The sequence below is a fragment of the Cellvibrio sp. KY-YJ-3 genome (assembly GCF_008806955.1).
Taxonomy (GTDB): domain Bacteria; phylum Pseudomonadota; class Gammaproteobacteria; order Pseudomonadales; family Cellvibrionaceae; genus Cellvibrio.
This window is the reverse complement of the sequence record NZ_CP031727.1, coordinates 2,593,837-2,618,902: the sequence shown is the minus strand read 5'-3', so window position 1 is coordinate 2,618,902 and position 25,066 is coordinate 2,593,837. Positions and strand designations below refer to the sequence as shown.

The window sequence follows — 25,066 nt, the reverse complement described above, 5'->3', positions numbered from 1 at the left end:
CCGCCCATTACACGCAAAGGAGCGCCGTCCATGCCGAACCTTGAACGTCAATTGCCACCACCGCTGGCGATATTGCACGAGTTGGCTGCCGACCTGCAGTGGAGCTGGAACCATTCCGGCGATGCCCTCTGGCACCGGCTCAACCCCGCCGTGTGGGAGAGCACAGGCAACCCGGTGAGTGTGTTGCAATTCACCAGTGACCAACATTTGCAACAGCTGGCGAAAGACCCGGATTTCCTCACCCACCTCGCCCAACTCGTGGCAGCGCGCCGTCGCTATTTGGACGAACCGGGTTGGTATCAGCAGCACTACACCAATGTGCCACTCAAAGGCATCGCCTATTTCAGTATGGAATTTGGTGTATGCGATGCCCTGCCACTCTATGCAGGTGGTTTGGGTATTCTGGCGGGCGACTATTTAAAAACCGCGAGCGATTTGGGCGTGCCGCTGGTGGGTGTAGGGCTGTTGTATCAGGAAGGTTACTTTCGCCAGAGCTTTGATAACCAGGGTTGGCAGCAGCAGACTTATCTGTTTAACGATCCCGGCAGTTTGCCCCTGACACCGCTGCTGGATAAGGACGGCAGCTGGATGGATGTCGCTACCAACTTTCTGTGTCGCGAAGTGCTGTTTCGGGTGTGGGTAGCCCAGGTCGGGCGCGTCAAACTTTACCTGCTGGATAGCAATCACCCCTGCAATCAACCCCGCGACCGGGGCATAACCAGCCAGCTTTACGGCGGTGGTACCGAACTGCGGCTGGTGCAGGAAATCGCGCTGGGCATTGGTGGCTGGCGCTTACTGGAGCGGCTGGGGCTGGAGATCGATATCTGCCACCTGAATGAGGGCCACGCCGCTTTTGCCACGCTGGAACGAATCCGCGCTCATTGCGTTAAGCATCAAGTCGATTTTTGGCAGGCACTTTGGGCCACGCGCAGCGGCAATTTGTTTACCACCCACACGCCTGTGGCAGCGGGGTTTGATCGCTACCCCAGTAAACTTTTGCGCCGCTATGCCGGTGAGGCCGCGCTGGAGATGGGCGTCACTATGGATGACATACTCGCGCTAGGGCGCGCCAACCCCAAAGATGCCAGCGAGGAGTTCAACATGGCCTACCTCGCCATGCGCACCTGCGCGCACAGCAATGGCGTCAGTGAATTGCACGGCCAAGTCAGCCAGCGTATTTTCCAGCCACTGTTTCCACGCTGGCCGCAGCGCGAAGTACCGGTCGGCCATGTGACGAATGGCGTGCATATGCCCAGCTGGGCCGCGAGCAACAGCGACGCCTTGTGGCGCCAACTCTTCGGCGACACCCCCTGGCAGCAGGACGAAACCCAACTCAACCCCGCACGCTGGCAAAAACTGAGCGACCAGACCTTGTGGCAGCTCGCCAGCACCAGCCGGGCGCGGCTGGTGGACTATGCCCGCCTGCGCTACCAGCGCCAGTGGCGCCATGAATCCAGCCAGCTGGATTGCAGCCTACCCAACCTCCACCCGCTCGACCCGAATATTCTCACCCTGGGTTTTGCCCGCCGCTTTGCCGAGTACAAACGCCCGGATTTGCTGTTGCACGACCAGGAGCGCCTGACGCGTTTACTGTGCAACAGCCGCCACCCGGTGCAGCTATTGGTGGCAGGTAAAGCGCACCCGGCCGACAAACTGGGCAAAGCCAAATTGCAGCGTTGGCAGGAATTTGTGCAGCGCGACGAGGTGGCCAAGCACCTGATTTTTATCGAGGATTACGATATCGCCCTCGCCCGCCATTTGGTGCAAGGGGTTGATGTGTGGATCAACAATCCCCGTCGCCCCTGGGAAGCCTGCGGCACCAGCGGTATGAAAGTGCTGGTCAATGGCGGGTTGAATCTTTCATCACTCGATGGTTGGTGGGCCGAGGCTTACGACCCGGCATACGGCTGGGCACTGGGTGATGGCGGCGAATACGGCGCGGAACAGGACGCCGCCGATGCCGAAGCGCTCTACCAATTGCTGGAACAACAGATCATTCCCTGCTTTTACGAACGGGATGCCGAGGACATTCCCCGTCGCTGGCTGCAACTAATGCGCACCAGCATGGCGCAGCTCACTCCCCGTTTTAGCACCAATCGCATGCTGCGCGATTACCTGGACAACTACTACCTGCCCGCCGCCCGGCAGTACCAGCAGCGCATGGACAAGCAAGGCGCGCTGGCGCAGGAATTGCGCCTCTGGCAACAGCATTTGGCACGCCATTGGCATGAAATTCATCTTGGGAAACTCACGATGACCGAACGCGCGGGCAACTGGCTGGCTGAAACCCAGGTTTATTTAGGCGGTATAGCACCGGAGCAGGTGGCGATAGAAATGATCGCCGATCCAGTGGGCGAGGTACCTGCAGAGTGCATCCGCCTGCAATTGGCTTACCCCCTAACCGGAGCGATTAACGCCTATCACTACCAAGGTGTTATTCCGCAACACCGACCAGTGAGTGATTGGAGCCTGCGCGCTATAGCCTGTCACCCTCACGCCCAAGTACCGGCAGAAAACCCGCTTATTTGCTGGGCAGATTGAGGCGACAAGGCAAAAGCCGGTTATGTGAGCTATAAACAGTGTGTTGTGATCAAATGATAAGCAGGCCGCGTAATTGGATTAGACGGTTTTTGTGAGTTCAGTACAGGAGCTATGTGTGTCACTGGCCAAATTGATTGGATCTACCCTTTCACGTTCCTTGTCGTTCTCGCTGGCGTTTAGCCTCAGCTGCCTGGCCGCTGGCGACAACACAAAGAGTTACCAACACCCCGCGGCGGAATCAGCCGCTCCGGCACAACAAACCATCCGTATTGCCACTGGCGAATTCGCCCCTTGGACAGGCCAACAACTGCCTGATAATGGCCATGTGAACCATATTATCGCAGCCGCGTTTGCCACCCAGGGGGTGACCGTGGAGTTTGTGTACTTACCCTGGAAACGCGCTTTTGAAGAGGCACGCTTGGGCAAATTTGACGCCACCAGCTACTGGTATGAAAACAGCGAACGGCGCGAGGCCATGCTGTTCAGCGACCCACTCATAGTCAACCGCACGGTTTTTTTCCAACGCACCAATAGCGATGCCATCCGCTGGAAGAACTTTGGGGATTTAAGCCAGTATCGGATGAGCGCCACCTTGGGCTTTACCTACACAGAGGATTTTTATCGCGCGGTTGATGCCCAGGTTATCAACCCGATTATGGTGCCCTCGGACATCCAAAACATAAAATTGCTGATGGCCGACCGGGTGGATTTGTTTGCCACCGATGAGATGTCAGGGTTTTACATGGCCGCCCAGCTGAGCATAGACCCGCGCAAACTCAAGGTAATAGAGCCCGCGCTAAGTGCACCAGAGGGTTATTTGCTGGCAAGCAAAACTCACCCCAACGCGCAGGCGCTGATCAATACCTTCAACCAAGGCCTTAAACAACTGAAAAAGAATGGCAGTTACCGCAAGATTCTGGACCGCGTGGATAACAGCAGCTTTTATAACCCCACTGCTAGCCTGCGGAAAACCGAGCGCTAGCAATCACACAACTAACGCCACTACCAAATATCCCAAAGCACCTGCGCAGGCACAATAAAGCAGCGCCGGTGCCAAGGTGTAGCGAATCACATCGCCCTCCCGCCCTACCAGTTTCACCACCGAAACCGCTGCCACTACGTTAAGCACACACACCATATTGCCCGCATTGGCGCCAAGCATCTGCAGCGCCAGAATCCAATGTTCGGGCAGGTCAGCCGTTTGGGCGGCGTCCTGCTGCAAGCGCGCAAACATCATGTTGGAAAAGGTAGAGGAGCCAGCGATAAAACTACCCAAAGCACCAATAAATGGCGCCACCAGCGGCCACTGATTGGCAAAGGTGTCGGCCGCCAAAACCCCCAATTCTTTGGGCATTGCCGCCAAACCCGCGCTGTTCTCGCCAGAATTGAGGAAAATGCGCACCATAGGTACCGAGGTCGCCAGCGCAATACTGGTGGGTAATAGGCGCCCGAGTGATGCTCGCCATAATTGCCCTGTAGCAACCAATGGCAGGCGATATAACAAACCAATCACCACGGCGACCAGCACAAAAATACTGCCCGGCAAATAGAGCGGCGCGACCCGCGTAGAAATTTGCGTCCCTAGCAACGCGTTAAATTCGATGCTGACTGACTGCAACAGCGCCTTAAACGGCAGCGTATCCACCCGGGTCAGCACCAATAACCCTGCTACCAACAGGTAGGGAAACCAGGCTTTGAATAAACCCATCGTTGGCAGCTGTGTAACGCCGGTGGCATGGGGCAGCAATTCATCTGTCATAACCGGCAAGCGCCAGACCTCGGTAGGCAGTAACCAGCGACGCCGTGCGGCGCCAACGACTAACAGCAATCCAACCAGAGCACCAAGAATACTGGGGAATTCCGGCCCCAACAGGCGCAGTACGCCATAGGCAGGTAAGGTAAAGGCAAGACCGGAAAATAGAGCAAAACGCCAAAGCAGCAAGCCCTCGCGCCAGCTGCGATTGGCGCCAAAAAAGCGCGTCAGCATGGCTACCATTAACAGCGGGAGAAAGCTGGCGATAAACACATCCAGCGTCAGGGCACTAAGGGCAATCTGCTGCAGCCGGTCAGGCGTCGCATTCGCCAACCCCTGCCCTATGCCTACAATCACCGGCGTACCCACCGCCCCAAACGAGACTGGCGCACTATCCCCAATTAACGCCATTACCACGGCTGCCATCGGGGGAAAACCCAAAGCGACCAACAAAGGCGCACCTATCGCTGCTGGCGTTCCGAAGCCGCTGGCTCCCTCCAAAAATGCACCAAATAACCAGGCGATGATAATCACCTGCACCCGGTGATCCGGCGAGATACGCGCGAACCAGTCGCAAATAACCCGAATCGCCCCCAGAGCCGTCAGGGTGTTCAGCAGCAAGATGGCCCCAAACACAATCACCAGAATAGTGAAGGCGATAATCCACCCCTCCAGTATCGATGCTGCCAATTGCACTGCAGATACCTGCCACACCCAGGCGGCAAACGCAGCGGTAATTAACAGGCTGAGCGGCATAGCGCGGGTCGCGGGCAAGCGCAGTAAAACCAGCAGGATAAACACTGACAGAATGGGTACTAGCGTGGTGAATAATTGCAACCAGGTCATTGGCGCGACCGCCGGCAAAAAATAAAAGGTGATCTCATGTGGCTATCCTAGTCCAAATGCTCAAGCGCCATTTGCGCTGTATCAAGCATAGTTGATAGGGCAAATCCGATTTACAAATCCTCACTAACCCTGCGTTTTGGCGACAGGTATAGTGCGCAGCTTGATTTATTCGCTGGAAGTTTTTACTTATGTCTGCCACCCACCCTATTGGTACAGCCCAATACCTCTCCACCCGTTTTGCGTTTTTAATTACCGGTCTCGCCATGTCGGCTTGGGCGCCGCTGATTCCATTTGTGAAAGCACGACTGGCGATTGGTGAATCCACCCTCGGTTTATTAATTCTGTGTTTTGGCGTTGGCTCACTGCTGGCGATGCCGGTCACCGGCCCACTGGTTAATCGTTACGGCTGCCGTCGGGTTATCACCACCACCTTGTTACTAATGTGTGTGAGTTTGGTCTGCCTCGCCATTTCCCCCGGTATTCCCGGCATGGCCATTAACTTATTAATTTTCGGCATGATGCTCGGTGCCACGGACGTCGCCATGAACATGCAAGCGGTAGTGGTAGAAAAAGCCAGCGGCCGCGCGATGATGTCGGGCTTCCACGGCTTTTATAGTCTGGGCGGGATCTTTGGCGCCGTAGTCATGAGCGCACTGATGTGGCTGGGTTTATCGCCCTTTCACGCCCTGCTCTGCCTTACCGCCGTGCTCTTACTGATGCTGGCCTACTCTGCAAAAGATTTATTACCAAAAAATATTAACGAAAGTACTAGCGGCGAACGCGAACCCTTTTTTGTATTACCGCGCGGCAAAGTATTACTCATCGGCAGCCTGTGTTTTGTCGCCTTCCTCGCCGAAGGTGCAGTGCTGGATTGGAGCGCTGTATTCCTCAATACATTACGCGGTATCGACCCGGTTTACGCCGGTTTGGGTTTCGCATGTTTCTCAGTCGCCATGACCATCGGCCGCTTCACCGGCGATAAAATTGTCAACGCCCTCGGCGGCACCCGGGTTGTGTTCTGGGGTGGACTCTGCGCTGCAAGTGGTTTTTTGTTAGTTGTACTTACCCCCTTTACCCCTACCGCTTTTATCGGCTTCACGCTGGTTGGCGTGGGCGCATCCAACATAGTGCCGGTGCTATTTACCGCCGCCGGCAATCAAACATCCATGCCAATGGGTTTGGCGATTGCTGCCGTAGTCAGCATGGGTTACGCAGGGTTATTAGCGGGGCCAGCGGTGATTGGTTTTATCGCTGAGTTAAGCAGTTTGAATGTGTCATTCGGGATTGTAGCGCTTGGGTTATTGGCGCTGGCGATGTCGGCCAAAAAAGCGACTCACAAATAATTTACACCGACATTATCTGATCCAATAAAAAACGCGGCGATAACATTATCGCAGCGTTTTTTGTCACCAGTTTGCTCACCAAAAGAAGTTATGCACTGACCTATCTTGAAAACACCACCGTCTTGGTGCCATTCAACAACACGCGATGTTCCGCATGCCAGCGCACCGCGCGGTTCAACACTACCGCTTCAATATCGCGCCCGATCTCTGCCATTTCATCCGGTGAATTTACGTGGGACACACGCTCTACCGACTGCTCGATAATCGGGCCTTCATCCAAATCAGCCGTGACAAAATGCGCGGTAGCACCGATGAGTTTTACCCCACGCTCAAACGCTTGATGATACGGTTTTGCACCTTTAAAACCTGGCAGAAATGAGTGGTGGATATTGATCGCGCGGCCATTTAATTTGCGGCACAAATCGTCAGAAAGAATTTGCATGTAGCGCGCAAGCACTAAAAATTCGGCTTGCAAATCCTGCATCAATTGCCACAGCTGTGCCTCTTGCTGCACTTTGGTGTCGGCGGTGATGGGTAAATAATGAAATGGCAATTGATACCATTCCGTTAAATCGCGCATCACATTGTGGTTGGACACTACACCCACAATATCAATCGGCAGCGAACCGTTTTTCCAACTGTTCAGCAGTGCATTCAAACAGTGCCCCCATTGGGAAACCGCAATTAGCACACGCGGCTTGGTGTGGCTATCAAAAATATTCCAATCCATTTGGAACTGCTCGCCCAGCGGCTTAAACAGCGAGCGAATCTGCCCCAGGTTATAACCCACCGGGCACTCAAATACGGTGCGCATAAAAAAGCGGTTGCTTTGCACATCTTCAAATTGCGAAGACTCTTTAATATTAAAACCCAAGGTCGCAAATAAAGTGGCCACGGCGGCCACCAAGCCTTTGGAATCCTGACAACTAAAGGTTAAAACGATTTCCTTAACAGCAGACATGTGATTTCTCTTTATCAAATTCAATTTAAAAATGTAGTCATCAATAGTGATAACGGCATTGCACCACAATTATCATTTCATTTTCAACGCGATAAACCAGCCGATGCTCGCGATCAATTCGCCGCGACCAATATCCTGACCAGTGGTGTTTAAGCGGTTCAGGGTCACCTATTCCGATAAAGGGCTGACGTTGAATTTCTTTGATTAGGGTATAAATGCGCTTCAGTGTTTTTTGATCCGTTTGTTGCCAGTAAAGATAATCTTCCCAGGCATTATCCGCCCACGCCAATATCATTCCTCAATCAACCCCCGCTGCGTCGCCTTCCCTGCGGCCACCTGGTTAATTGCATCATTCAGCCGCGCGGCATTTTTCGGGCTAGCCATCAAATACGCGGTTTCTTCGTAGGCCTGAAAATCTTCCAAGCTAATCACCACCGCTGGCTTCCCATTCTGACGGGTAATCAGCACCGGCTTATGATCATCGTTCACCTTGTCCAGCACACTGGCCAGATCATTGCGAAACGCGGTATAGCTCATAGTATCCATAGGTCGTCTCCCCAACAGGATCTGTAAAGACCTCATGCTACCTGTACTTATTTCTGTACGCAACTTGCAATAGGAACTGATTGTCAGGAGTTTTAATTAAATCATGCAAATGGGATAAAGATCTAAACCCGCCAGACTTAATCGAAACACTGAAACTGTGAGCAAATTATCTCAATAGCGAGCAATAATTCGACCACAACGATTGGTTGAAGTATAAAATCAACCACCCTTAAATTATGGAGGATTAACGTTGAGCAATATTAATAAGAAGAACCTTCTTTACATGGCAGCCTTTTTACTAGGCGGCTGTATAAACGAGCACAATATAGCTAGCGAAATTAAAAATGAGGTGGGCAGCACAGCAAAAATACTGGTGCCCAAAACATGCAATATACCCACGGATGCATTCAAAAAGTTACCCACTGAGGTGCTTGATGGAACGGATGTGGTAGAAATTAGCAGTTTTAAAAGCTCTACCATTTCAGGTTCACATTTTCATACTGAGATGGGTGGCTCCACTATAAAAATTGACGTTCAAACATTAACAGATCAGTACCAGATAACGCGAATCTACAAAGAACCCGACCTTCAAGATATGACTTCGAATTACAAGAACTTATGTATAAATGCAGAGCATCTATACGGTGAACATGTTCGCGGTGTTTTTACTGAAAAAGGGATTTTGTGGTTGGAGCTGAAGTCTGACATCGAATTTATTTCACCTGACATGTGGATTTATTTGGAAAAAAACTGACTACTGGGAAAAATTTAAAAAAGGAAATTATCTATGACACAAAAAACATTACGCAAGGGATCACAAGGAAAATCAGTTGAAAACCTACAAAAATTGCTCAATGCATTTAATGAGAATACCTTTTTAACTGTAGATGGTGATTTTGGTTCAGCAACATTAAAGGCACTTAAGCATTTTCAGGAAAATGCCGGACTAACGGCTGATGGCGTGGTTGGCCCAAAAACATGGCATGCGCTGTCCCTAGGTGCACCATATGCAACAACCAAATTAGCAACTGTCAGCACCCCATCCTCTAGCGCTTCTTCGCCACAGGCATTGCTGGCTGAAATCGCAGCAAAATATATTGGTGTGAAGGAGACAGGAAATAATAAAGCCGGAGATAGCCAAGAACTTCTGGCAATTTTTAAGTCAGACTCACTGACGATAAATGGTGCTACAGATGGCTATCCTTGGTGCGCCGCTTTTGTATCATTTTGCGTGCAGAAACTACTAAACAACTCCCCTTTCTTTTTGACAACACAACCCCCAAAAGAAGCATCAGTGAGTCGGTTTTTGAACATCTGGGCGAAAAATAATAACTGCTTAATTTTCCCAAGAAACTCAGAGTTTTTCACACCTCAGAAAGGTGATATTGTGGTTTTCACTTTTTCGCACATAGGAATAGTGGAAAGTGTTAGCGGAAGAATGGTTACCACCATTGAAGGCAACACTAATGATGCAGGAAGTAGAGAGGGCTCTGTTGTAGCAAGAAAGATTCGTGTTAATTCCATCATCAAGTCATATATACGGTTACCACTTTCAACAACAGCCAGTGCTGCTCGCATTACCGAAATTTCACGAATATGCTGAAAGCCTAATCAGAGTCAAAGCAATACTTGCTTTGGACTCTTACATCACAAAATCCACGCCGCAGCTTACACTTTGTAAGCTGCCAATTGCTGTTGAATGTCCTCGGATAATTGCGATAGGGCTTCCGATGCGCGCAATGTCTCTTGCGCTCGTGTCTGACTCTGGTCGCCAGCAGTATTGATGTTGGTAATATTTTTATTGATATCTTCCGCAACATGGCTTTGCTGCACTACGGCGTGTGAAATTTCACTGTTCAGGTCGTTTAGATCAGACACGCTGCGCAATACTGCTTTGATGGATTCACCCGAACTTTGCGCACCAGTGACATTCAACCGCATCATTTCATCCGCTAAACGCATTTGTTCAATGGCGCGCCCGGAATTGCTTTGAAAACGTTTCACCATGTTATCCACCTCGGCAGTAGAGGCTTGTGTGCGGCTGGCTAATGAGCGCACTTCATCGGCAACCACGGCAAAACCACGGCCTTGCTCCCCAGCCCGAGCAGCTTCAATCGCGGCGTTCAAGGCAAGTAAATTAGTCTGCTCGGCAATTGAGCGAATCACATTCAGCACTGTGCCAATTTCATTGCTGGTATCAGCCAACTCTGCAATGACTTTTGCGGCGCTATCAATGTTTCCTGCCAGGGTTTCGGTCGACGCAATGGTATCTGACAAAACTTTGTAGCCCTGCTCGGCATCTTTATTGGTCGTTAGTGTTGCAGTTGCGACGCTGGCTGCATTGCGTGCAACTTCCTGCGCGGTAGTGGACATTTCATGTATGGCGGCGGCAATACCGTCTATGTCGCGCGCTTGGGTATTAATTGCTTCAGTGGATTGCACCGCGATTGATTTTAAATGCCGCGCCGCTTGCGATAATTGGTGGGTTGCACTGGCGACTGATTTGATTGTGTTTTGCAGCCGATCAAGCAGTGAATCAAACCCTTTGGCCAACTCGCCGATTTCATCATCGCGCACTACATTAAAACGCAGGGTCAGATCGCCTTCGCCGTCGACAATATCGTGTAGCCGTTTAGTGGTTTGGCGTAGCGGCGTTACGACAACTTTTTGAATAAGCAAATAAACGATAACCAAAAACACCAAGCCAATTGCAATAATCAACGCAGTCAAGAGGTAGGAAACTTTACGCACCATGGCTTGAATTTCCTGAGTGGAATAGACCGTAATAATTTCATAGCCCCAGGCATCAAAACGGGTAGTTTGCAGATGCCAATCGGTACCGGGATCGGCAAGGATTTTGTCGATAGCGTCTTTGGATAGATTGTCTGAATGGACTCGTGTCGCGCCGGTATTATCGCGAATGACCACAAACCCCTCTTCCAATACGCGACTGGACGCAATAGCTGAAAATAAATCATTCAAGTCCGCTTTGTAGCCCACATACCAAACACCAATAATATCGCCGCTCTGGTTAGTGATAGGTTCATAACCGGTAAGGTATGGGCTGCCGAGAATATCAACCACACCATAAAACGCAGTGCCCTGCTGAATATTTTTGATGGCCGCCCCTTGCGGAGCCAGGATAGTGCCAACGGCGCGTCCGGTTGGTGTCATTACATTGGTGGAAATTCTTACGTACTCATTATTGTCGCGCGCAAATATTGTGGCTGTTCCGCCCATAATTTTGGTGGTTCTATCCACCAGATCAAACTGATTGGCAATAGCCGTGTCGCCGAGCAAAAGATTATTCGTTTCACGTTCATTAACGACTACCCGTTCACCCAGCTGTGGTTCACCCAGCTCACTACCGTATTCACGCAACAGCTGCATGCTACTTTTTACACGCTCCATCATTATGTTGTTGGTAACACTGAGCAGACGTATCGCTTCGCGGCTAATGCTGTTGCTCTCATTGACGGCACGCTGTTGAGCCAACTCGCGCTGATGGTGATATACCAGAAGAACAGCAGACACCACACCCAACAGCAAAATGGCGGTCAGGGCATACATAAATTTTTTAGCAATCGACATATAAAACTCCAATTATTTCAAAGCGTAACGAGCCTTCGTTAGCCCTTGCCAAATTGCTAGCAAGATAGATGCCCAGCACCCTTACTATTGGCGATAGCAACCCACTTATCTTGTTTATGATAGTTGATCTGGAAAAAGCAGCGCGTATTAGCCCTGAAATTCTCCGCTGAGCATAGTGCGCGCTTTGCCGCGCAACAGAATGCGCTCGCCTTGCCAATCGAGAGTTAACAATCCGCCACGCGGCGATGCTTGTTGCGCGCGCAGATGGGTTTTCCCGAGGCGATGCCCCCAGTAACAAGCGAGTAAGCAATGTGCAGAACCAGTGACGGGATCTTCGTTAATGCCGACCTTGGGTGCAAAAAAGCGCGAGACCATATCCAACCCTGAACCTGCATCACCCGGAGCGGTGAGGATTAATCCGCGCGAGGTAAACGAGGCAATCTGCTCCGCATTGGGTACAAAATTACGGACAGCGTCGGCGGAATCCACCACGGCGATAAGATCGTCACGCCCCTGCCCAAACCACTGCGGTTGACCACCTAATAATTGCAACAGCACGGGAGGAACCTCGGCGATGAACTGCGGGAAGTCGTACGGGAAATCGAGTTGGATTTCATCGCCAATTCTTGTCGCCGCGAGGCGGCCACTGAGGGTGTGGAATTCCAAGGTCGCGACGGTTTCTCCGGCGTGCAGCCATAACGCATGGGCGGCAGCGAGCGTTGCATGGCCACACAGGCTTACCTCTACCTGCGGCGTAAACCAGCGCAGGTCCCAACTGCCATCGGCACGCTTATGTACAAATGCCGTTTCCGCCTGATTCATTTCCAGTGCGACATTTTGCATCCAACCGGCGGGCGGCTCTTGATCCACAATACAAACGCCAGCGGGGTTGCCGCTAAAGGGTTGGTCGACAAAGGCATCAACTAAATACATGGGGTAACTCATAGCGAATCTCCTGCGCGTGAGTATGGAGTAACAAAGCCGAGTGCAGCTTGGTGAGTTTGGCGAGCCTATTGTAAATTTGTTACTCTGAAAACCTCTTCGATATCAAAGCAGTAGACTCCCTATGGAACCCATTATTATTTTGGTCGCTTTTGCCGGCGGCTTGGCAGCGTCGTTTTTGCGATTGCCGCCATTAACCGGCTTTTTAGTGGCCGGTTTTGCGCTGAATTTCATGGGCTATGAATTGAATGACAACATTCAATTCATCGCTGATTTGGGAGTCACCCTGCTGCTGTTTACTATCGGGTTAAAACTGGATGTCCGCTCGCTGTTGAAGGCCGAAATATGGGGTGGTGCCACCCTGCATATGCTGCTCACCACCGCAGGTATTGCGCTACTTTTTATGACGCTAAAAATGCTGGGTTTAACCGCACTCCTCAGCAATATGGAGTGGAGCAGTTTTGTACTGATTGGGTTTGCACTGTCCTTCTCCAGTACCGTATTTGTAGTGAAAATGCTGGAGGAGCGCAGCGAAAGCCAATCCATTTATGGCCGTATCGCCATTGGTGTATTGGTGATGCAAGATATTTTCGCGGTGATTTTTTTAAGCGCCTCTACCGGCAAAATTCCCAGTGTGTGGGCATTTTTACTGCTTGGTTTGATTCCACTGGCACCGATCTTACGCCGCCTGCTGGATCGCCTGGGGCATGGCGAAATGCAGGTGTTGTTTGGCTTTTTATTATCGCTAGTGATTGGCTATGCGCTGTTTGAGGCGCTGGGAGTAAAAGGTGATTTGGGTGCGCTACTGATAGGCATGCTGCTCTCTACCCATCGGGCAGCACCGGGTTTGGCTAAATCCCTCTTTAATATCAAAGAGCTGTTTCTGGTGGCGTTTTTTCTCAGCATCGGCCTGATGGCAGACCCAAGCTGGGATCACCTTGCCTGGGCCTTTGCGTTGCAATTGTTGCTACCGCTACAAGTCGTGTTATTTATGCTGTTACTGCCGCGCTTTCGCCTGCGGTTGCGCACCAGCTTTCTCACTAGCCTTGGATTGGGTAATTACTCGGAGTTCAGTTTGATTGTGGCCAGCCTCGCCGTTACTGCCGGTTGGTTAGCCATAGATTGGCTGGTGATTATTGCCCTTGCGGTATCACTGAGTTTTGTGTTTTCGGCCATCGCCAATGCCTACAGCGAGCGCCTGTATCAGTACTTTGTTGCCAAGCGCCCCGACCTGCCAGCAGAAAAACTGCGCCCGCAGGATCGCCCACTGTATTTGGGCGATGCCCAGGCGATTGTGTTTGGTATGGGCCGTATTGGCCGCGGGGCTTACCAGCGGCTGCAGGAGAAATACAACCTGCGAGTGCTGGGCGTGGACAATAATCCATTGCGCATTGAACACCTGCACAAAGTGGCCGATATGTGCCTTGCTGAAGGCGATGCATCTGACTCGGATTTTTGGGACAAGCTGGTGAATACTGATCAGATCCAGTTAATCGTATTAGCCATGCCATACCATCAGGGCAATGTGTTTGCACTCAAACAATTAAAACACCGCCGCTTCAAGGGCAAAATCGCCGCCATAGTGCAATACGAAGAAGAAGTAGAAATACTGCGCAGCCTGGGAGCCAACGCCATTTTTTACGTTTACGATGGCGCAGGCCAAGCACTCGCAGACAGCGCGATGCATGAGTTATTGTCCATGCCACCGGCGAACACTGCTGTAGATCCAGTTACCGTTTAATTAAAAAGAAAGGGATATATGAAACTATGGCCAAACACTATCGCCCCTGCGTACTTTGGTTTACCGGTTTGAGTGGCGCCGGAAAATCCACTACTGCTGCAGCGCTACAAACCCAACTAACCGAATTAGGGTGCAATACGTATTTGCTGGATGGCGATTTGCTTCGTCAGGGGCTGTGCAAAGATTTGGGCTTTAGCGAAGAAGACCGCGCTGAAAACTTACGCCGCATTGGTGAGGTAGCGCGGTTAATGGTGGATGCAGGTTTGCTGGTGATTTGCGCCACCATTTCCCCGTTTGAAAAAACCCGGCGCGAATTGCGGTCGCGTTTTGCCCCAGGTGATTTTCTTGAAGTATTTATCGATGCACCTTTAAGTGTATGTGAGGCGCGCGACCCTAAAGGGCTATACCGCAAAGTGCGTGAAGGTAAAATTGCACAATTTACCGGTATAGATTCCGCCTATGATCGGCCAACTAATGCGGATATTCATCTGCACACTGACCAAATGAACCCTGAGCAATGCGTTGCACAAATTGTTCAGTATTTACAAACCAATCACTATCTAGCGGTCAAGTAGCCATAAAAAACGACAAGGATTTTCTTAGTGACACCTTGTCATTCCACTTGGGCAATTTATCTATGCAAAACCCTCTGTTTGATGGTTCAGAGATCGCCACCGTAAAACAGACCAAAAAGTCAACCAAAGCGATTGCGCCGGTGAATCCTGATCCAGAATGGATAGCACTTGCAGATACGCTGCCCGCGAAGGTGCGGCTCGGTACATCATCCTGGAATTATCCCGGCTGGAATGGACTAGTGTGGAATGGTGATTACACCGAATCAAACTTATCGCGTTATGGACTGGCAGCTTATGGCCAGCATCCGCTGTTTCGAACAGTCAGTATCGACCGCAGTTTTTATCGCCCACTTAACCTTGCCCAGTTCGCGCAATATGCCTCACAAGTAGGCAATGATTTTCGTTTTGTGGTGAAAGCCCCAAGTTTGGTTACCGATGCGTTGGTGCGCGATGAAAGCGGTCGCGGCAGGCGCGCCAATGCCAATTTCTTAAACGCCGCAGATGCTGTGCAATTATTTGCGGAGCCGGCACTACAAGGTCTGCAACACAAATTAGGTGCACTGGTTTTTCAGATCAGCCCCCTGCCCGCTCACTGGCTCGCACAGATGCCTAAATTAATAGACCGTTTGCACCTATTATTAAAATCCATTCCCAATTTAAAAAGCATTGCCCATGATGGCGTTGTCGCCGTTGAAGTGCGCGACCCGCAGTGGTTAACACCGCAATTTGTGGCGGCATTACGCGATACCGGCGCGACTTATTGCATGGGTTTACATGCAAAAATGCCGCGTATTAGCGAGCAACTTCCCATTTTGCGTGCGCTCTGGCCCGGGCCATTTGTCTGTCGCTGGAATTTAAACCCGGTGCATGGCGCATTTGGTTATGAAGATGCCAAAGATGCCTATGAGCCTTACGACAAGATCATCGACCCGGACATAGAAACACGCATGGCGCTGGCAAAAGTAATTAGCGGAACAGCAAGTGGTGGGCAGAATGTATTTGTCACACTCAGCAATAAAGCAGAAGGCTCCGCGCCCTTATCGGTAATCGAATTGGCGCGGACCCTTAAAGGAAATAGTTAGTGCAAGTTCAGGCTTATCACCAGCTAAAACCGCAAACGCCCCGATAACGAATACATATCCACTACCTGATCCGCCAGATAAATACGTCTTACACTCAACCCGTAGGACAGGTTTTTGGTCAGCCCTAAATCCAACCGAATACCCGCCAGCGGTGCAACACCACTGTCACTTTGCAGGGTGATGGGTTGCTGGTTGGTCTCTTTTTCGTCCTGCCAGAAATAGGCGCCCGCTTCCAATGAGATATTCACCGGCTGGTTGCGCAGCAGCGTTAACCCCTGCACTGCTGTCCAGCCGCTGGCGCTGACCGGGTAGGCATTCGCGAAGTCGCGTTTGAATGCCGTCAGGTCGGTGTCGCCGTCGAGGGTCATATCCACTGTTACATCGCCCAGTTCCAGATAGCCCAGTTCGCTGTAGGTGTAGTCGTGCCATTGGTAGCCAAAGGCGATTTGGTAGCCGCGACGGTCGATGTCGTACTTATCAACCGTGAACTCGTGACCGGCGGCGCTCAGGGCTTGAGTGAACGTCGCTTCGCGTTGGTCGCCTTCTACTTTGTAAACATCTACCCGCACATAGGCTTTGCCGTCGGTCAGCGCCTGGCTGGAGGCCGAGGTGGCAATCAGGGCCAGGGCGATCAAGCCCCGGCGGTTTGTTCCCGTGATCCATTTCATCATCAATACGCCTCCTAATAACAAGAGCCAGAGTCCATCTATCGCACCACCGCCTTTGGATTTGAGGTTTACATCCGGCGCTGGCGGTGGCGGAGGGGGTGGTTCCACCGGCAGTGCAACACTCACGGCGCCCGGGTCCACAATCGCGGCGTTGATCAAGCCGTCATCGTCGTTCGGCCCTCCGTCTTCAATGGTCAGCTGGACGCAGAGGTTGCCGGCGGTCAGGCCGGGTGTCCAATCCGGGTTGCCCGGTGGCGGGCAGTAACCGGGGTTGCCGGGGGCGGAGAAGATGCTGTTGTTGGCATTGCTGATGAAGTTGACCCAACGGCCATCCTGGTATTTGCGATAGACCGCATTGGCGGGAATCGGCGCTACTTGCGGGATCACTATGCGCACACTTTGACCCAGGGTTGGCAGGTCGTTGATCACGAAGTCAAAGATGCCTCCCACCGGTTCAAAGGTGGGGTCGATGATCAATTCACCGGTAGTGCCCAGCTCTTCGTTAAGGATTTGCACACCGCCAGACTCGCCGACCAACGCAAATTGGCCGAGGCCACACCGCACACCGGGATCACATTCGATCAGGTAGGCGTTCGTGATCGCGCCCTGCTGCGGCAGGATGTTGCTGGTGGGCATGTTGTCCAGATAGTCGGGGATACCGTTGCCGTTGGTGTCGCCAAAGCCTTCGTTGGTGTCAGTAACACCATCGCCGTCGGTGTCGGCATCCGGTACTAGCACTGGCAGGCTCGGTACGACACGGAAGTAGAGCTGTACGTTGGCAGTGGCACCACCCGTGTCGGTGACGGTCACTTGTGCCTGATGACGACCGCTCAAGTTGCTCGGGTCGAACACCAGGGTGTTGTTGACCGGGTTGCCGTCGGTATCGCCCAGCGCTGTGTCACTGGCTGACCAGTTGTAGCTGTGGGTATCGCCGGGGTTCAGGTCGGTGACGGTGGCGGTCAGGGTGACCGGGCCGCCGGCAGGGGTAATCTGGATGGTGTTTACACCCCCTTGCGTCAACTGCAGGCTCACCATCGGGGCGATATTGCCTTCGCGGATACGGATGGTGTGGCTGTTGGCGACACCGGCATTGATATCGCCATCCAAACGTACCACCAGTTCACTGTCGCTCAAGCCACTGAGGGTAGCCAGTTGCACTGGCACTATCACTTCCAGCTGCCCTGCTTCGGTGAAGTTGGCTAGGCCATTGACCAGATTGTGTTCGGTAGTGCCTGCGGTAGTAGCCGCGTCGATCACGTAGGGTATCGCGACAGGGTATTCCGGCGCTTTGCCATTGAGCAGCACACGGAATTCCACCGCACTGCCACGGATGGCGATTTGTGACTTGCTCAGGGATACCAGCGGACGGATATCGACCACTTGCGTAGCGGTACCCGTGACATCGGCTCCGTTGGTCGCACTCCAGCTCACTTCATGACGACCCGGTGGCAAGAGCAATACATTGTTGACGTTCAAGCCTTCCGGATTGGTGGTGCAACAGGTATTACCACTCACCCCATCACTGGCCATGCTGTTGAGAATCGCATCCACCTGCTCTTGGGTCGCCGAGGCGTTGAGGCTCAACAACTGACGCAGGCTTACCGGTGTGTAAAGCCCGGTGGCGTTGATGGCGATATCTTCCGGTGCAGTAACCACCGGCTGCAATGGGTCGATGGTTTCAATCACTTCCAGATTGAAGGCTGGTAATGATGCACTCAGCACACTATCGCTGACGGTGATGACGATTCCGGTGGTAGTGCCCACATCGGTATTGGTTGGTGTGCCGGTCAAAGCACCGGTTGCAGTGTCAAACGCGGCCCAAGTGGGTTTGTTGGTGATGCTGTAAGTCAGCACATCGCCTACATCCACGTCACTTGCGGTTGGGGTGAAGCTGTAAGCAACGTCTTGATCGACTGATACCAATGGCGTACCGCTAATCACGGGCGCCTCGTTCACGTTGGTCACGGTCAGGTCAAACGCCGCCAGGCTTGCGCTCAAGGTGCCGTCGCTGACAGTGATCACGATTCCGGTGGTAGTGCCCACATCGGTATTGGTTGGTGTGCCGGTCAAAGCACCGGTGGCGGTATCAAACGCGGCCCAGGTGGGTTGATTGGTGATGCTGTAAGTCAGCACATCGCCTACATCCACGTCACTTGCGGTTGGGGTGAAGCTGTAAGCAACGTCTTGATCGACTGATACCAATGGCGTACCGCTAATCACGGGCGCTTCGTTCACGTTGGTCACAGTCAGGTCAAACGCCGCCAGGCTTGCGCTCAAGGTGCCGTCGCTGACAGTGATGACGATTCCGGTGGTAGTGCCCACATCCGTATTGGTTGGTGTACCGGTCAAGGCACCGGTTGCGGTATCAAACGCGGCCCAGGTCGGTTTGTTGGTGATGCTGTAAGTCAGCACATCGCCCACATCCACATCGCTCGCGGTTGGGATAAAGCTGTAAGCAACGTCCTGATCGACTGATACCAATGGCGTACCGCTAATCACAGGCGCCTCATTCACGTTGGTCACAGTCAGGTCAAACGCCGCCAGGCTTGCGCTCAAGGTGCCGTCGCTCACAGTGATGACGATTCCGGTGGTAGTGCCCACATCGGTATTGGTTGGTGTGCCGGTCAAGGCACCGGTTGCAGTGTCAAACGCGGCCCAGGTGGGTTGATTGGTGATGCTGTAAGTCAGTACATCGCCCACATCCACATCGCTCGCGGTTGGGGTGAAGCTGTAAGCAATGTCCTGATCAACCGACGTCGTCGGCGTACCGCTAATCACGGGCGCCTCGTTCACGTTGGTCACAGTCAGGTCAAACGCCGCCAGGCTTGCGCTCAAGGTGCCGTCGCTGACAGTGATGACGATTCCGGTGGTAGTGCCCACATCCACATTGGTTGGTGTGCCGGTCAGTGCACCGGTTGCGGTATCAAACGCGGCCCAGGTCGGTTTGTTGGTGATGCTGTAAGTCAGCACATCGCCCACATCCACATCGCTCGCGGTTGGGGTGAAGCTGTAGGCAACGTCCTGATCAACCGACGTCGTCGGTGTACCGCTGATTAGAGGTGCATCATTAATATTCACCACAGTTAGATCAAATGCGGCCAAACTTGAACTCAAGCTGCCATCGCTAACGCTGATCACAATAGCGCTAGTAGTACCGACATCCGCGTTTATCGGCGTACCCGTCAAGGCGCCAGTAGTAGTGTCAAATGCGGCCCAAGCAGGCTTGTTGGCAATACTGAAAGTCAAAGTGTCGCCCATAGTATCTGTTGCACTGGGTACAAAACTGTAAGCGCTGTCCTCATTAACAGTAAGCGCCGGAGTGCCGTTGATAGATGGCGGACCGTTAGGTGTAACCGCAGCAGACGCCGCCGATGCGGAACCAGTCCCCACACTGTTGGTTGCGGTTACGGTAAAGGTATAACTGGTGCCGTTGGTCAGGCCGGTAAAGGTGATTGGTGAACCAGCACCGGTTGCAGTCGCTCCGCCGGGGTTAGCGGTGACGGTATAACCGGTAACCGCTGCACCACCAGTAAAGGCGGGTGCACTGAAACTAACGCTAGCCTGGGTGTCGCCAGCAGTGACACTGCCAATAACCGGTGCACCAGGCACTACCGCATTTACGGTGAAGCTATTGGTCACCTGGGGTGCGGCCAAGTAGCTAGCGTCACCCGCCTGATCAGCATTAATCGTACAGGTACCTACAGTGACGAAAGTCAATGTACCGCCGCTCGTAATCGTACAAACACCGGGAGTTGATGAGGTAAAGGTCGGCGTCAAACCAGTCGCATCCGTAGTTGCAATCAGTGTTGGCGTGGTACCAAAGTTTCGCGGCCCAGGGTTAGCAAAGGTAACCGTCTGGATCGACTTGGGCGTTATCGAGTTGGATGCACTGGACGCAGGGCCAGTACCAGCAACGTTATCCGCCGTCACGGTAAAAGTGTAGGCCTGTCCGTTAGTCAGCCCGGTCACCACAATCGGTGAAGATGCGCCCATCACAGGCGCAACATCCGCTGGGTTTACCGTCACGGTATAACCGGTAATCGCCGAGCCGCCGATATTCACCGGGGCAACAAAGGCAACGCTCGCCTGAGTATCACCGGCGATTGCAGTCCCTATGGTTGGTGCACCGGGAACTACGGGACTAACACTAAAAGACTGGCTCACTTGCGATGCAGCCAGGAAGGATGAATCGCCCGCTTGGTCCGCATTAATCGTACAGATACCCGCCGACAGGAAAGTCAGAGTTGTACCACTAACAGTACAAACACCTGTTGTAGATGATGTGAAGCTGACCGTCAGACTTGAAGTTGAAGTAGCTGACAATGTTGGCGAAGTCCCAAAGTTCTGAGTGCCTGGATTAGCAAAGGTAATGGTTTGCGGTGATGCCGGCGTGATCGAGTTAGATGCACCAGAAGCCGCACCAGTACCCGCCGAGTTAGTCGCCGTTACGGTAAAGGTGTATGAAACACCGTTGGTCAAACTGGACACAGTAATTGGTGAACCTGCACCTGTTCCAGTAAAACCACCAGGGTTAGAGGTCACGGTATAACCGGTAATCGCTGCCCCGCCGGTATTAACTGGTGCGGTAAAGGTCACATCCGCCTGGGTATCACCTGCAGTTGCAGTACCAATAGTCGGCGCATCCGGCACTATCGCATTGACAGTAAAGGTGCGGCTGACGGTAGGTGCTGAATTGGTAGCCGAGTCACCCGCCTGATCTGCATCAATGGTACAGCTACCGGCCGTTACAAAGGTCAGTGCACCGCCGCTGGTGATGGTACAAACACCAGTGGTAGATGAGCTGAAAGTGACCGTTAAATTATCAGTTCCTGTTGCAGAGTCCGCAGTCGCCGTGAGGGTTGGAGTAGTTCCAAAGTTTTGTGTGCCCGGGTTAGCAAAAGTGATGGTTTGGTTTCCTTTAGGTGTCGCCGAGTTGGAAGCCCCCGACGCAACACTGGTGCCTATGGCGTTAGTCGCAGTAACGGTAAAGGTGTAAGCAGTCCCATTACTAAGGCCAGTTACCGTAGCAGTACAAGCAGCGGGACCAGCACAGGTACCAAATGCACCACCGGGGCTAGCCGTAGCGGTATAAGTGGTAATTGCTGAACCGCCGTTACTACCCGGCGCAGTAAAGGTGACAGAAACTTGAGCATCACCGGCGGTAGCTGTGCCGATGGTCGGGGCGTTCGGGGCTGTAAATGCATTACTGGTGGTAATGCCATTACCCGTCAAATCCGCAGTAACTACAGCCGAATCAGCACCCGCATTCCAATCCTCAGCAGCAGCAAGGTTATAGGTGGTTGCATCATTTGCACTGGTGCCATTTTTATTCAGCAATGCGCCTACGGCATTGCGATCAGTAGCGCTAAGCGTCAGGGTAAAACTGGTTCCGGAGGTAACTTCAACATTCGCGGTATCGGTCAATGCGTAAGTCGCCGCGCCCTGACCTGTGAACGTAAATTTATTGGCCACTATATCATTGGTGGCGCCCTGTGACTTCAGCAGCCCGGTGCCAGTGACGACCAGAGCACCTGTCGACACATCATAAGTGGAGCTGGTAATGGTGGGTACAGCAACATTGCTCACGGTAACGCCATTACCGGTAGTGTCAGCAATCGTCACTGCTGCATCTGCACCGGCATTCCAATCTTCTGCGGCCGCTAAGTTGTAGGTGGAAATATCCGTAGAAAGCGTACCGTTTTTATTGAGGATCAGGTTAGCGCCGGCCTTATCGGTCGCACTCAGGCTCAGGGTAAAGCTGGTGCCGGATGAGATCTCCACATTCGCCGTATCTGTGAGGGTATAGGTAGTGCCGCCCTCACCTCTTAGCGTGAATTTATTCGCAATAATTTCATTATCAGCACCATTCAGTTTTTTCAAGTTAGTGCCAGTCACAACCAATGCCCCGGTACTCGCATCATAGGTAGCGGAAGTCACCGTGGGCGCAGCAACGGTAGCCGTAATGCCGTTACCCGTCAGGTCAGCTGTTGCGCCCGAAGCCGCTATAAAACCAGCTGCACCGGCAAGGTTATAGGTAGTAGCGCCAGTAGAACTGGTGCCAGTTTTATTGATGATTAAATTCGCTGCCGCGCGATCAGTTGCACTGAGTGTCAGGGTGAAGCTAGTGGCCGACGAAATTTCCACATCGTCCGTATCAGTAAGCGTGTAAGTGCTGCCCCCCTCACCGGTCAGGGTAAAGTCGCTAGCATCAACATCATTGGTTGCACCTCCGGTTGCGGTGAAGTTGGTACCGGTAACCACCAACGCACCAGAGGTGGTGTTGTAGGTGGCGGAAGTGATGGTGGGTGACGGAGCAAGAGCGCCGGTGATACTAAAACTACGGAATTCAAAGAAGGGTTTGGTACTAGACCCGCTGGTAGTATCGAACACCAACTTGAACGCTTTCAGCTGTACACCGGAAAAATTGGTTAGCTGACCTGCGCCAAAGGTGAAGGTATCACTGGTTCCCCCTGTTCCATCAAGTTCGCCAGATGTAATCGTGCTATTGTCCGGCTTGATTCCCACAATATGCACATTTGTAAAATTACCACCTAATGCAGGCGCTTCTCCCGCAATCAAACCAGTCAGTTCAAAACTCCCAGTATTCGTTCCGTCGACAGCAACCTGGAAATAAGTCCCGGTGGTTGATGAATCGTACCCAGTCTGCAAATACGCAGCGTTAGCATAGCCGGGTATAACAAAACTAAGATCAGAAATCGGACTACCTCCACTGTCAAAACCTGTAACAATGAAGTCTGTCGAGGTCAGACTGCTGTTATTATCCGTCCAGCCAGATGTAAAATCTTTCGTCCCAGACGAAGCCACTAACACATTGGAAAAATCTTTCAGGGATTTTTCTGAAAACGCTAAAGCCGCTTCAACATTCCCGCGTTTAACTTCCAAATCCCAGTCGCCTTGCAACTCGGAATTACCGGTTAAATTATTAGATGCCGCCACATCCAAACCGGTTTTATTGCTGATGATATCCAGCAACTCTTCACCAGCTTTATTAGCCGCGAGGTCACAACCGTAAAATAATAAGTCACCGCCTTCACGCACAGCACCATTCAAAGCAGCGAAAGCCTGAACTTCGCGCTGGATATTTTCAGCGGTAATACGCGAATTACCGAGCAAAATAGCACCGGCTTCGGCGTGGGAAATAATATGGATTGCCGCAAGATTTTTATGCCCTTCCAGCGCTGCAATCAATTGCGGCAAACCCGCTGCGGCAGAACTGATATGCACCATTTCCACACCTGGCTTTAACGCGCGACGCAATACGGCTTTATCCGTTTCCGCGACCCCGTCATCCACAATCACCAATTCACGCACAGCGTGCGCAACTTGAATATCCAGTTGATCACCGGACAAATCAACCAAGTCACGCGGCAATACACTAGCGTGCGACAAATCTGCCGTTGATGCATTGATTGATGCACTTAAATAAGTCCGCTGATAGCTCGCCCCGGCTGTTGGCCCTGCATAGGCCCCCATGGGTAACAACAGCGAAGAAAGCCCACTGAATAAAAGATTTCTCATGATGATAAATTCCCGTTTAGAGGCGCACCTGTCGCCGCTGGTTTCTTACTCGCGATAATATTGGCGGAAGTTCCCGCCTGATCCTGCCAAAAATCCATTTCCTGATATTTCACAAATAAATCCGGTGGCAAAATACTGCGCCGACTTTTGAACTCCACCTTTTTCTTCACACTGTGCAAACCTTTTACTCCCAGATTTTGGTCGAATTCGTTTTCTGAGTAGTCCACATTATTAAAATCGTGATCGAATTGCGGCTCATCAATAAAGCGATAAATTAATTCCAGCGTGCGTGCCGGATGCTGGGTAAGTAGGTCGTAATCCACCAGCAACAAACGCTCGGAAAACTCACCGTAATAAGCTTCTTTTAATGCAGTCCATGCAGATCCCACCGCACCACCAGCATTGATTAATGACTCACAGCGGCTGTAAACCGTCTGACGTGACCCAGCATTAAACATGCGGCTGTAGTCGAAGGGATTTTTTCGGTAAATCATTTCAAAACTGTCCATAATCCACGCGGGATTACGCACACAGCAAATCACTTTAAAGTCATCCACTAATTCAATTAATTGATGCAGCCGCGCCGTCCAATGACGGTTGGTATCAAAAATTACCGGTTGGTCTTTATCGGCATAATAGGCATCGAGGAGCGCCTTACAAATACGCTTGCGTTTTTGTTCATCAAAAAACGAATAGGATTCACTGCCCGCGCCCATCTGCTCAAGCGCGCCATTTACCAAGCCAGCCACAGGGCTGCTCATAGCGGCATGGAAGCGCGGATTTTGTCGTAGTATTCCTGCCAGGAGAGTTGATCCTGAGCGAGGCAATCCGGAAATAAAATGCAATTTAGTTGGCATTGATGTTTTACTTGATTCAAAAAATATTGAGTGAAAAAGGTATTGGGTTAAAACTTTATGAAAAAATCCCGGCAGTTACGC

The 25,066-nt window shown here is 52.0% G+C and carries 16 protein-coding genes; 8 read left to right on the top strand and 8 right to left on the bottom strand.

Annotated elements, in window-relative coordinates:
* The first annotated feature begins 30 nt into the window (after positions 1-30).
* Both glgP and D0B88_RS11050 read left to right on the top strand, forming a co-directional pair.
* Positions 31-2,541, top strand: coding sequence for an alpha-glucan family phosphorylase (gene glgP, locus D0B88_RS11055; RefSeq protein WP_151057166.1), 2,511 nt, complete (start codon positions 31-33; stop codon positions 2,539-2,541).
* 115 nt (positions 2,542-2,656) lie between these two features.
* Positions 2,657-3,523 carry an ABC transporter substrate-binding protein gene (locus D0B88_RS11050; RefSeq protein WP_191966416.1) on the top strand — a complete coding sequence of 289 codons (867 nt, stop codon included), beginning with the start codon at positions 2,657-2,659 and terminating at the stop codon, positions 3,521-3,523.
* A 3-nt stretch (positions 3,524-3,526) separates the two neighbouring features.
* On the opposite strand, the gene D0B88_RS11045 is transcribed toward D0B88_RS11050, so the two are convergent.
* The gene (locus D0B88_RS11045; protein ID WP_151057162.1) at positions 3,527-5,140 is read right to left on the bottom strand and encodes an L-lactate permease; all 1,614 of its coding nucleotides are present in this window, start codon (positions 5,138-5,140) and stop codon (positions 3,527-3,529) included.
* A 188-nt stretch (positions 5,141-5,328) separates the two neighbouring features.
* Between D0B88_RS11045 and D0B88_RS11040 the strand changes: the two genes are divergently transcribed.
* Positions 5,329-6,483 (top strand): MFS transporter, encoded by a 1,155-nt coding sequence (locus tag D0B88_RS11040; protein ID WP_151057160.1) that lies wholly within the window; start codon positions 5,329-5,331, stop codon positions 6,481-6,483.
* 100 nt (positions 6,484-6,583) lie between these two features.
* Here D0B88_RS11040 and purU read toward each other — a convergent pair whose 3' ends face one another.
* From purU to D0B88_RS11025, 3 genes are read right to left on the bottom strand one after another with little or no spacing between them, the layout of a single operon-like run.
* On the bottom strand, positions 6,584-7,444 hold the full coding sequence (purU, locus tag D0B88_RS11035) for a formyltetrahydrofolate deformylase (RefSeq protein ID WP_007640314.1): 861 nt from the start codon (positions 7,442-7,444) through the stop codon (positions 6,584-6,586).
* A gap of 40 nt (positions 7,445-7,484) precedes the next feature.
* A complete protein-coding gene (locus D0B88_RS11030) occupies positions 7,485-7,739 on the bottom strand; it encodes a Txe/YoeB family addiction module toxin (protein ID WP_151057158.1) in 255 nt (84 codons plus the stop codon).
* Entirely contained in the window at positions 7,736-7,990 is a 255-nt protein-coding gene (locus D0B88_RS11025) for a type II toxin-antitoxin system Phd/YefM family antitoxin (RefSeq protein WP_040391565.1), read from the bottom strand. The genes D0B88_RS11030 and D0B88_RS11025 overlap by 4 nt, the downstream gene beginning before the upstream one ends.
* 250 nt (positions 7,991-8,240) lie before the next feature.
* Here D0B88_RS11025 and D0B88_RS11020 point away from each other — a divergent pair, with 250 nt between their 5' ends.
* Together D0B88_RS11020 and D0B88_RS11015 are read left to right on the top strand one after the other, a co-directional pair.
* Positions 8,241-8,744, top strand: coding sequence for a hypothetical protein (locus D0B88_RS11020; RefSeq protein ID WP_151057156.1), 504 nt, complete (start codon positions 8,241-8,243; stop codon positions 8,742-8,744).
* Between the two features lie 33 nt (positions 8,745-8,777).
* Positions 8,778-9,593, top strand: coding sequence for a peptidoglycan-binding protein (locus D0B88_RS11015; protein WP_151057155.1), 816 nt, complete (start codon positions 8,778-8,780; stop codon positions 9,591-9,593).
* A 65-nt stretch (positions 9,594-9,658) separates the two neighbouring features.
* Here D0B88_RS11015 and D0B88_RS11010 read toward each other — a convergent pair whose 3' ends face one another.
* The gene (locus D0B88_RS11010) at positions 9,659-11,581 is read right to left on the bottom strand and encodes a methyl-accepting chemotaxis protein (RefSeq protein ID WP_151057153.1); all 1,923 of its coding nucleotides are present in this window, start codon (positions 11,579-11,581) and stop codon (positions 9,659-9,661) included.
* A 147-nt stretch (positions 11,582-11,728) separates the two neighbouring features.
* A complete protein-coding gene (locus tag D0B88_RS11005) occupies positions 11,729-12,526 on the bottom strand; it encodes a PhzF family phenazine biosynthesis protein (protein WP_151057151.1) in 798 nt (265 codons plus the stop codon).
* Positions 12,527-12,647: 121 nt separating this feature from the next.
* Between D0B88_RS11005 and D0B88_RS11000 the strand changes: the two genes are divergently transcribed.
* The 3 genes from D0B88_RS11000 to D0B88_RS10990 all read left to right on the top strand — a co-directional run bounded on the left by D0B88_RS11000 (position 12,648) and on the right by D0B88_RS10990 (position 15,921).
* On the top strand, positions 12,648-14,264 hold the full coding sequence (locus D0B88_RS11000; RefSeq protein ID WP_151057149.1) for a cation:proton antiporter family protein: 1,617 nt from the start codon (positions 12,648-12,650) through the stop codon (positions 14,262-14,264).
* A 26-nt stretch (positions 14,265-14,290) separates the two neighbouring features.
* Positions 14,291-14,839: an adenylyl-sulfate kinase gene (gene cysC / locus D0B88_RS10995; protein ID WP_151057147.1), complete on the top strand. Its 549-nt coding sequence runs from the start codon at positions 14,291-14,293 to the stop codon at positions 14,837-14,839.
* A 62-nt stretch (positions 14,840-14,901) separates the two neighbouring features.
* Positions 14,902-15,921: a DUF72 domain-containing protein gene (locus tag D0B88_RS10990; RefSeq protein WP_151057145.1), complete on the top strand. Its 1,020-nt coding sequence runs from the start codon at positions 14,902-14,904 to the stop codon at positions 15,919-15,921.
* Between the two features lie 23 nt (positions 15,922-15,944).
* On the opposite strand, the gene D0B88_RS10985 is transcribed toward D0B88_RS10990, so the two are convergent.
* Positions 15,945-24,128: a DUF4347 domain-containing protein gene (locus tag D0B88_RS10985; RefSeq protein ID WP_151057143.1), complete on the bottom strand. Its 8,184-nt coding sequence runs from the start codon at positions 24,126-24,128 to the stop codon at positions 15,945-15,947.
* The gene (locus tag D0B88_RS10980; RefSeq protein ID WP_151057141.1) at positions 24,125-24,985 is read right to left on the bottom strand and encodes a sulfotransferase; all 861 of its coding nucleotides are present in this window, start codon (positions 24,983-24,985) and stop codon (positions 24,125-24,127) included. The genes D0B88_RS10985 and D0B88_RS10980 overlap by 4 nt, the downstream gene beginning before the upstream one ends.
* Positions 24,986-25,066: the final 81 nt, after the last annotated feature.